Here is a 10,107-nt window from a genome sequence, read left to right on the forward strand (position 1 = left end):
GGTGATGCCTGTCAATTAAGTTGATGGGTTTTTATTTTGCCTGAATTTTAAAGAAAGGAGCTGAAAACGTGGCTGATATCGAACATCTAGGGATTGGAATTAATACAAACGTTGAATATAATTCGCTAAAAGAAGCAGAGCAAACAACTAGAAAGTTTATTTCTGACCTCGGTGTTTTAGAAAAACGCTTTGATCGTTTAAAGGCTCCTGACTTTACTGAACAATTCAACAGAAACAGAAATTCCGTTGAAGAGACAAGTCGTACAGTTGCTGGCTTAAAAAATCAACTTGGTGGTATGGCTACCGAAAGTGGTCAAACTGCTAGTGAAGTCAAAAAACACTTAGAAGAAACAAAAACTTCAACTGACCGATTAATTGATGCAAACATAAAATTAAAGTCCTCAATTGCTGGCGTTGGTGATTCCGCTAAAACTATGGGCGGGTTATCCAACACAATCTGGAAAGCTGGCGATTCTGCTAAGACCGCTTCAAATGGCTTTAATACGGCAAAGGATGCCACTGAAAAGACCAACGAAGCACTGAAGAACAATAGAACTGCTAGTGATAATGCAACTAAGGGCTTCAATTTGCTTCATGATGCAGGTTCAAAACTAATTACCGTTGGAGCCGGTATTGCGGCGGCAATGGTCCCAGTTGCGGCGGCTTTTAAGAATGCAAATGATGAAGCTACTAAATTAGCTGACGAATACAACGTAATTAAAAATCTGCAGCAAACCGGCGGAGATAGTGCCGCCACTGCTAAAAAGAATACGGCGGCTATTCAAAGGGAAAACCGCAATCTATCTTTAAAGTACGGTGTTGGCCAGGATTCACTTGCTCAAGGCTCAGAAGAATTAATTAGACGTGGTTACTCTGGTAGCCAAGATTTAGCGGCTCACAAATATTTCGTTCAAGCGGCTAAAGCAACAAAAGAAGATTACAACTCCGTTGTTAATGCCGCCGCTCCTATGCTTGAACAGTTCGGGTATAAGAAGCGAGCCGGTAACAGTACTAAAAAGATGGCACGTTACACAAGGGAAGTCTTAAACAAGGCGGCTTATGTAGGTGACGTGACATCTGGTCAAGTTGGCGGTGAAGGTGGTTTTGGTAATTCCTTTAAGATGGCTGGTTCAATCCTCCATCAAACAGGGCAATCTCTTTCATCATCACTTGCGGCTCTAGGCACTTTATCCAACTTCGGTGAAGAAGGTACCTCGGCTGGTACTGGTTTGCGTCAGATTGTTTCCAGTTTGGTTGGCGCTTCTAAAAGCAAAACAAAGACTGCGGCATTAAAGGATTTAGGATTATCACCTGCTGATTTCTTTACTAAGTCGGGTAATCTAAAGCAACTACCTACGGTCTTTAATATGCTTAACCGAGCAACGCAAGGCAAAAAGTCTAATCGGGTTACTGGCGACTTTAAACAATTATTTGGTCAAACTGGCTTTAACGACGCTTTAATTTTGACTAGAAATAATCGTGACGTTGCTAATAATGTGAGAGCGGCAAACAGGGCAGACAGTACAAACTACATTTCAAACTTGTCTAATAAAAATATGTCATCTTTGCAGAATCAATTATCTAAGACAAAGATGTTGCTGAAAGATATGGGGATGCAGTTTGCCCAGCAAATAGCTCCAGGCTTAGCCAATATGTTGAAGTTCGTTAACAAGATTTTGCGAGCTATCGAAGGATGGCCTGCGCCAGTTAAAAAGACTTTAGGCTATATCACTGCTATTACTGGCGCTTTAAGTACTGGTTTTGTTGCTAAAAGATTAGTCGGCAATGTGCTTGGAATTGGTGGTAAGACCGTAGCTAAAACAGCGGCAAAAGGCGCTGGCGAAGAAGCGACTAACCCGTCTCTTCTAGGTGGAGTGGGTTCTGCTATAGGTAAAGTTAGTTCTAATCTAATTGGTGGCAAATTTGCGAAAACTGGATTAGGTAGCAAAGTAGCTGGTAAATTGGGCGGTACTGCAAGCACAGGAGCTACTGCTCTAGCTGGCGCTGGCGTTGCGCTTAATTCTGGTATTGATCTTTATAAAGCTATCACCACAAAGAACCCTAAAAAGAAGTTTGAAAATTATGGTAAGTCTATAGGTTCCGCAATTGGCGGCGGTGTTGGGCTTTACCTTGGTGGTCCAGCTGGTGCGGCTATTGGCTCAACATTAGGACAAGTAGCTGGTAAATGGGCTGGCGATATGGCTAAAAGGTTTAGCAAGACCAAGTTTGGTAAAGCCGTTGGTAAGACGTTCAAGCAAGCCGTATGGTCAATTAAGACGACTTGGCACGATGCAGGTATGGGCAAAATGATCAGCGGCACTGTCAAAAGTGTAAAAAGATCATTTGGCAGCATGACCCGTGACATTGGGCGAGATTGGCGCGACCTTAACCGCAATAAAGACTTTAGAAACTTCAAAAACTTCTTAAAATCTGGATTAATGGCTTCACTAAAACTCGTTATTAAAGAGGGTAGTACCTTAATTAAAACGGGAATCGGTGTTGTTCGTGGGGCTGTAAAGATTGTAACGTCTAGCATCAAGGGCATTGTCAAAATATCGTCTGGCGTTGTCAGAACAATATCTGATATTTTCCATGGAAAATGGAGCAAGGCTTGGAAAGATATGAAGGGCGTTGTCAAATCCGCAGTTGATATGGTTGGCGGCATGTTGTCCGGTCTTAAGGACATGGTTGAGTCAGTCATTGGCGGAATTGTTGGCACTGTTAAAAACGTCTGGGACTTTGTTTCAGGTAAAGACTGGAAAACTAAGAAGTCTGAAAATAGTACTAGTGTATCGAGTGCCAATAAGTCTGTTAAAAATATGCAAAACGGAGCTGGTGCTAGTCATCACGCTTCAAAGGCTAAATCTACAACGATTGCTGATATCAACCGCTCAACCCACTTAAAAGCCCACGCAAATGGTACAGCTTCGCTAGTTGGTGAAGCTGGTCCTGAACTAGCTTATAAGCCTTATGCTAACCATGCTAGATTGCTTGGTACTAGAGGTCCGCAATTAGCAAATATCCAGTCAGGTGAAAAGATTCTTAATGCGCGTGACACTGCCAAAGTTATGAGTGGTGGTCTTGGTGCTGGTCTTAAACTCAAGGGATACGCTAGCGGCAATACTGGATTAGGTAAATCAACTAAGAAAGTTACTGATGACTACAAACAGATTGCTTCTAAGTCGTTAAAATCGCTTAATGACCTCACTAAGAAGAGCAATTCAAGCTGGCATAAGATCTCAAGCACTACCACAAAACAAGCTGAAAAGAGCCGAAAAGGGGCAATAGACGAATACACCCACATGCGGACAGGCGTTCATAAGCAAATGGACAAGATGCATGACGGTGTAGTTGATCTTGCTTCTACGACTGCAAAGGGCTTTGGTAAAGAGCTAGGTCACATGACCAAGTACGCTCATTCTGCAATGGGCGACACAATTGACCAGATTAACTCTGGTATTAAGGGTATTGATCAAGTCCTTGGGCAATTTGGTGGTAACACTTCCGTCATCAAGCCAGTACACTTTGCTACTGGTACTGATACTAATGGTCGTTTGACTGAAAATACTGTAGCAATGGTTAATGACGCTACAACTGGTCCACGTCAAGAAGCTTTAGTTAGCGACAAGAATGAAATCTTTTTACCACGTGGTAATAATGTCACTATGACAATTCCAAAGGGCTGGGGCGTACTTAATGGTCGTCAGGCTCAGCAGGTCGCAAAATCAGCTGGGCTGACGCACTTTGCAAAAGGCTCTGGCGTAAGTCATAGTGAATTAAGAAAAATCGCTGAGAGAGCAGGAAATAACCCTTCTAAGAGTTTTGCTGATATGTACACTTCAAAAATTAAGGCAAGCGGTACAGATTTAAGGCAAGGCTCTATTAATTTAGCTAAAAATTCATCAACAAAGTTTGGTGATCCTTGGTCTAACGCAATGTGGACTGTCATTAACAGCGCAATTGGTGGAGCTAATGGCAAGGGCGGAACGCGTGAAGCGTTCTTAAAGTATGCTGAATCAACTTTCAGCGGTGTTAAATACCAACTTGGTGCGGCAAGCAGAAATCTTTCCGACTGTTCAGGCATGGTCATGCAAGCTTTACGTCACTTTGGCGTAAATATCGGTCGTACTACTGTGGCAATGCAAGAATCATCAGGGACAGAATACCTTGGTAAATCTTTATCTAAGACTTTGCCTGGCGACTTGGTAATATTTGGTCACGGTACAGGTGCAGCAGGACACGTTGGGATTATTAAAAACCCACGTACTGGCACAATGTTTAACGAAACTGAACCAAGAGCACATGTCTCTAAGATTTCAGACGATGCAAGCATGGGATACGGCTTTTACCGTGTTCGTGGTTTGCATAATGCTGTTAAAAAGTCAGCTACTGCACAGGCTTCTAAAACTTTGCAAGCATTAGCTAAGCGAGAATTAGGAAGCCGTGCTTTAAAGTGGATTGATGACAATTTAGCAGATACTGATACTAGTGGGTTAATGGCTGGTAAGGCTACTGGTGATCATGCTCACTGGATGAAGCAAGCTCATATTCCTGAAAAGGATTGGGCTGGTATTAACTATATCGTTAGTCATGAATCTAGCTGGAATCCAAGAATAACGAACCCATCTAGTGGTACTTATGGGCTGGGACAAATGCAAGGCTATAACTTGCATTATTACACCGCTCACGGTTCTAAGAGCAATCCTATCGCTCAACTTATGGGAATTATAGACTATATCCACGATCGCTATGGCACAGTTGCTAAAGCTGTGTCATTCTGGCAGTCCCACCACGCTTATGCAAAAGGCGGCGACCCCATTGTTGGCGACAAAGTTTTAGTTGGCGAACATGGTCCAGAATTAGCAGAATTTAAGCAACCGGTGCATGTCTACTCAAACGAACAGACTAAGCATAAGCTTAGTAGTTTAGCTAAACCTGGAGTTAAGCCACTAAAGCGTCAACTTGGTTCTCACCCAATTACGATTAATGTAAACGTTAATGGCAAGGTAGATAATGACCAAACTTCATTACAGAAACTAGCCGCAATGATTGGTGATCAAGTTGATCAAAAGTTAGAAATTATCTTTGAGCATATTGCCCATGATGAAGGCACTGACGAAGATAACTACTAGGAGGTGATGTCATGCCAGCTACTAAACCAAAGAAGAGAACAGCCGAGCAAAAGGCTTACGATTCAATGAAGTATTGGGATAAGCAAAGAAAGCATGATAGCGCTATTTATGTGAAAATGTTTTCTAGAGCGCAGAATTATGACTTTAAGTCTGGTCAAACTAAGGATAAAAACAAAAAGAAAAAGCTTATTCGTCAGCGTGACAACTGCCTAAAGTTGGTTGATGCTGCTAAGAAACGAAAAAGCAAAGACAAAAGCAACTATAACGCTGCTAAAAATCGCTATGACAGAATTGTCCAGCAAAAAGCTGACCTCAGTGCCAAACTGAATGAGATTGCTGAGCATAATACTGGTTGGAAAAATGAAGGTAAATGTGCAATTTATCGTTCTGATGGAAAAGGAGATATCGTTTATATTTCACCTGCTGATGATGAAACCGAAACCGTTTCTTCAAACATTACTTCATATCCAGTTGATAAGGGCGCTCCTTATAGTGATTACACACGCATTACTAGCAAGGGTGCTACTATTGCAGGCATTATTGTCGGTAAAGATAAAGCCGACTCATATCGCAAATTTGCTATGCTTAAATCATGGAATAGTAATGGGCTAAAGCTGACATATCGTGGAGACTTTACCTACGCACATTATTTGATTGCCAGTTTGAGTAATAGCTACAAGAACTTGCGTGACAATATTGAAGTTTCAATCAACTTTCAATTCGTTTACGAAGCACAAATTACTAAATCTAACGATAAAACGCGACATAGAACGTCATCTAAATCATCTAAGTCTGTAGCGGGTAGCAGAAACAAGAAATATACTGCTATCACGATTAAAACAGGTGACACTCTTTTAGCTTTATCGAAAAAGTATGGCAAGTCTGTTCATTGGCTAGCTACTGTTAATAAGATCAAAGATATTAACAAAATTTATGCTGGAAATAAATTGAGGGTAAGGTGATTTAATGCGAAACTACATTCCAGTTAACGTTAAATCAATACCTGATATTTCTGATATTCGACTTGTCAATGATACTTATACGTTTAGGATCGACTACAACGAAGTTGCAGATTACTACACAGTTACAATTTGGCATGATGGAAAGCGGCTCTTAGCACAAGAGCCGCTTTTGCTTGGTCAACTTGTCGGTATTGATATTCCTAACCCGGAGCTTCCTAGAATCGACATTAGAACAATGGACGAAACGGGCAAGGCTAAAGATGCTGGAAAAGGTTCTTTCGGCTACGAAGTGCAAATGTATCTTGATGTAGTCGACCCTAACGGATCAGAAACAGAAGACCCATCGCGTAAGCCGTTAGGCTATGACCCTAATGAATCAGACGATGATTTGACTGATGAAGAGGTGTCCTACTGATGGTTGTTACTAAAGACCCCCATATGTCTTTTGTGGCAGAAGACGGCAAGGGCAATCGTCAAACGGTTTACAACGATGAAACTTATTTGCATAACTATCCGTTTACTTTTGAAGCACCTTTCAGCAACCAGCCAGTCCCGCAAACGATAACCGTGACTCTTTTCAACATGACCAAAGAGCATAAGAATTTCTATAAGAAGGGAATGCACTGCTGGTTAAATTTTAATTGGGGCAAGGACGTCAAAAAAATTGCGGAGGGCTACATTACTAGCACTGGCAAGCTGAATAATGATGGTGTAACTGATAGCAAAGTAATCACTTTTTCAGAAGGCACAAACTATAGCAATGTTAAGGCTAGAAGCTTGAAAATGAAAAAGACTGAAAAGAAATCAGGTCACAAAACTATCAAAGTTACTGAAAAAGGTCATTACAAGACGCAAAGGTATAGCAAGCCTACGGTTGAAGAATATAAGCGTGGTCCTAAAAAAGGTCAAAAGCACGTAGTTAATCATTGGGCTTACAGACAAGTTTGGGTGAAGCCTAAAACTGTTAATAAAAGTGTAAAAACACGTGATACTAAAACTAAATACGTTAATCGAACTTATAGGGCTGGCACTTCTTTTAGACAAGTGATTGAAGGTATAGCAAGTCAATCTGGAATTAAGATTGACCGAATTGATCTGCAAAAAAATGACAGTATCAAAAAGCCTTACACGGCTAAAGGAAAGCCACTGAGTTTGATTAAATATTGGGCAAAAAAAGCTAAGTCTGAGATGACTTATGAGGGGAGCAAATTAGTAATCGTTAATCCTAAAGCACCTAGACATACATGGTACGAGATTGACGATAAAGACTTAATTCAAGTTCCTTCTGAATCAGAATCAAGCGAAGACAATAAGAACCAAGATACATGGGAGATTGTAACGCCACTTATTCCTGAAATAACTACGAATACGGGTATTGTTATGAACTCAAAATATCTTAAAGGTAAATTTTATTGTAAAAGTGGACAGCATAGTTTTGATGGTGAAAGCCCACAAACACAAATGTCACTAGTTAAGGTTTAGGAGGTGATTATGTGAAGTCAAGAGGTGAAATTAATAAATCGTGGTATGTAGCAATTTCAAGGCTAGTTCATCGAATTTATACTTCAATTGATTCAGCTTCTATAGCAAGGGTTGTGAAGTATAACAAGAAAAAGCATGTTGCTGATATTCAGCCGCTAGCTAATTTTGCAGACGGCACTAGATCAGCACAATTTCTTGATGTGCCAGTTTCCGAGAACTGTTACAAGACAGATGAACTTTTAGAAAAGCTCAAGCCTGAGTTTGCCAAGGTTGATGCACATGTTGGCTCTAGCATTACTAGCAAGTTGCCGAAAAAGCCACGTATGCGAGTAGGTGCGATTGTAGTTTATGTTGCGCTTGATCGTGACATGGACAACTGGGACGGTACGGGTAACGAATTTACGCCCGAATCTAACCGCACCCACGATGCTAATGACAGCATAATCATTGGCACGCTAGGAAGTGATGACTAATGGCTAGAGATATTAAGTTAGGTTCTAACCACGATTTGGAAATTGATCCAGTTACCCATGATTTAAGCATTACTAGCGGACTTGATGAAATAGCTCAGCGGATACAAGCAACGCTTGAAATCCGTTATGGTGAAATGCAAAGACTAGCCCCTGAAATGGGGTCGGATTATACGAACTTTTTAGGCAAGCATTTTAACAAGCAAGCCGCGGAAAATGACATGCGGGCAACTATCACGGCAAACGTGCCCGAAGTTGAAACGATTAACGAGATCAATTTTGAAAAAATGCCTGGTAGAAAATTAAGAATCACTTTCAGAGCTACTGCTAATGAAGGTGAAGTGGAAGGAGGGTTAGAAGTTGACAACTGATTGGGGACTTAAAGAAACGGGCTTCATAGCCCCAACGTATGAAGAGCTTTTAGATGATGTTGAAGATGCTTTTAGAACCAGAATTGGCGATGACATCGCTTTAACCAGTAACACCAACTTAGGTGCTTTTGCCCGTGAAATGTCTGATAGAATCTACGATTCATCACAGGAATTGCAGTTGATCTATTACTCAGCATTCTATTCTACGGCAACTGGTTCAGCCCTTGATCGCTTAGCCGCAAACGTTAACCTTTCAAGAAAGATTGATTCAAATTCATTGGCTGAAGTTGTAATTACAACAGAAGAAGAGTACTTAATTCAGGCAGACGAAAAATTTGAAACTGAAGACGGTCTTGTATTTGACTTGCTTGATGATGTACTCACTACTAAGCAAGATGATGGCACTTGGCAAGGTGTTGGGACTGTCCAAAGCGAAGACACTGGTGAGATGACCAACGTTCCTGCTAATTCAATTACACTTGTATCAAATCCTGATGAAGAAATTATTTCAGTTACTAACCCAAAGCCCGCAGGCGGTGGGCAGGACTATGAAGACGATGAAACTTTTAGACATCGTTTAATTATGGAAAATGCTGCACGCCCTGGTCCTACAGAGCCTGGTATAAAATCAGCATTAATGAACCTTAACGGTGTTAAAGAAGTTGGAATTATTGACAATTCCACTTATGAGACAGACGAATTTGGCAATCCTAAATGCTCGGTTCATATTTATGTACTAGGAGGTAGCGACCACGATATTGCACAAACTTTAGTTGATCGGTGCGCCACGGGAATATCTTTAGCTGGCTCAATTGTGATGACTGCTAAAGATGCAACTGGGACACCTAAAGAAGTTAAATTTGATCATGCTAAGCAGCATAACATCAAAGTTAAAGTTCAAATTAATACCAATGACGCATGGAATAGTGATGCTGGCGTTGACGATGTTAAGCAAGCTATTTGCGATGAAATTAATAATCTAGAAATGGGACAAAAGGTATTTTTAACTAAGCTTTACCCCGTTACTTATGACGTCAATGGTGTTAATGATGCTATTATCACTATTAAAGATGATAATTCCGATTTTAGCAGTAATGATATTGCTATTGGGCGTTCTGAATTTGCCCATTGTGATATTGATAATGTGGAGGTTGATTTAATTGGCTTATGAGACAACTGACCAACTTATAGCACAATTGGCTGATCACTGGAATAAGCGCGATGATACGGTACTTTACAAGTTGCTTGATGTTTATAACCAAGAACTCGAAAAAGTAAGCGATGAAGCGCAAAAAGTAGCAAAATGGCGCTCGATTAAAGAAGCTAAAGGCACAACCCTAGACCTACTAGGACAAGACCGCAAAGCTTATAGAATTAGCGATGATGATGATACTTACCGCTTCATTATTTTTGTTCATATTTTGATGTCACACGCTCAAGGTACGATTCCTTCAATGGTACACATTATGAGTACTGCTCTTAATGCTGAACCAGAAAAGTTTGAAGTTTATAAGACCGGATTGCGACATGTAGGGATGAAAATTCCTTGGGATTATGTCAAAACTTTGCAAATGCAGAAGTTTATCATTAAAAACCTGCAGAACATGCTGGCAATGGGCTATTGGATTGATGAAATTAAATTCGTTTCAACTTCACATTTGAAGCTGTATGCTGGGCTAGGTTCACAAGA

Annotated in this window: 7 protein-coding genes and 1 pseudogene; all 8 read left to right on the plus strand. The window is 40.7% G+C overall.

Annotated elements, in window-relative coordinates; all coding sequences use genetic code 11:
- The first annotated feature begins 68 nt into the window (after window positions 1-68).
- Window positions 69-5,132, plus strand: a complete 5,064-nt coding sequence (locus Q0Y84_RS09760; RefSeq protein WP_297953125.1) for a phage tail tape measure protein — start codon at window positions 69-71, stop codon at window positions 5,130-5,132.
- 11 nt (window positions 5,133-5,143) lie between these two features.
- Window positions 5,144-6,094 (plus strand): phage baseplate protein, encoded by a 951-nt coding sequence (locus Q0Y84_RS09765; protein ID WP_297953126.1) that lies wholly within the window; start codon window positions 5,144-5,146, stop codon window positions 6,092-6,094.
- A gap of 4 nt (window positions 6,095-6,098) precedes the next feature.
- Entirely contained in the window at window positions 6,099-6,509 is a 411-nt protein-coding gene (locus Q0Y84_RS09770) for a hypothetical protein (protein ID WP_297953128.1), read from the plus strand.
- On the plus strand, window positions 6,509-7,576 hold the full coding sequence (locus Q0Y84_RS09775) for a hypothetical protein (protein ID WP_297953130.1): 1,068 nt from the start codon (window positions 6,509-6,511) through the stop codon (window positions 7,574-7,576). The genes Q0Y84_RS09770 and Q0Y84_RS09775 overlap by 1 nt, the downstream gene beginning before the upstream one ends.
- Before the next feature lie 11 nt (window positions 7,577-7,587).
- A complete protein-coding gene (locus Q0Y84_RS09780; protein WP_297953132.1) occupies window positions 7,588-8,049 on the plus strand; it encodes a hypothetical protein in 462 nt (153 codons plus the stop codon).
- Complete coding sequence (locus tag Q0Y84_RS09785) at window positions 8,049-8,417, plus strand: DUF2634 domain-containing protein (RefSeq protein WP_297953134.1); 369 nt, start codon at window positions 8,049-8,051, stop codon at window positions 8,415-8,417. Before Q0Y84_RS09780 ends, Q0Y84_RS09785 begins: the two co-directional genes overlap by 1 nt.
- Window positions 8,407-9,588 carry a baseplate J/gp47 family protein gene (locus Q0Y84_RS09790; RefSeq protein ID WP_297953136.1) on the plus strand — a complete coding sequence of 394 codons (1,182 nt, stop codon included), beginning with the start codon at window positions 8,407-8,409 and terminating at the stop codon, window positions 9,586-9,588. The genes Q0Y84_RS09785 and Q0Y84_RS09790 overlap by 11 nt, the downstream gene beginning before the upstream one ends.
- Window positions 9,578-10,107 (plus strand): annotated as a pseudogene (locus Q0Y84_RS09795) (hypothetical protein); the annotation flags it as partial. The gene Q0Y84_RS09790 and the pseudogene Q0Y84_RS09795, both read left to right, overlap by 11 nt.

The sequence above is a fragment of the uncultured Lactobacillus sp. genome, assembly GCF_947367125.1.
In the GTDB taxonomy this organism is placed as follows: domain Bacteria; phylum Bacillota; class Bacilli; order Lactobacillales; family Lactobacillaceae; genus Lactobacillus.

What these genes read in the sequence shown, in the direction of transcription:
- Q0Y84_RS09765 (WP_297953126.1), top strand. Translation starts at nt 5,144, where the DNA reads ATGCCAGCTACTAAACCAAAGAAGAGAACAGCCGAGCAAAAGGCTTAC.
- Q0Y84_RS09770 (WP_297953128.1), top strand. Translation starts at nt 6,099, where the DNA reads ATGCGAAACTACATTCCAGTTAACGTTAAATCAATACCTGATATTTCT.
- Q0Y84_RS09775 (WP_297953130.1), top strand. Translation starts at nt 6,509, where the DNA reads ATGGTTGTTACTAAAGACCCCCATATGTCTTTTGTGGCAGAAGACGGC.
- Q0Y84_RS09785 (WP_297953134.1), top strand. Translation starts at nt 8,049, where the DNA reads ATGGCTAGAGATATTAAGTTAGGTTCTAACCACGATTTGGAAATTGAT.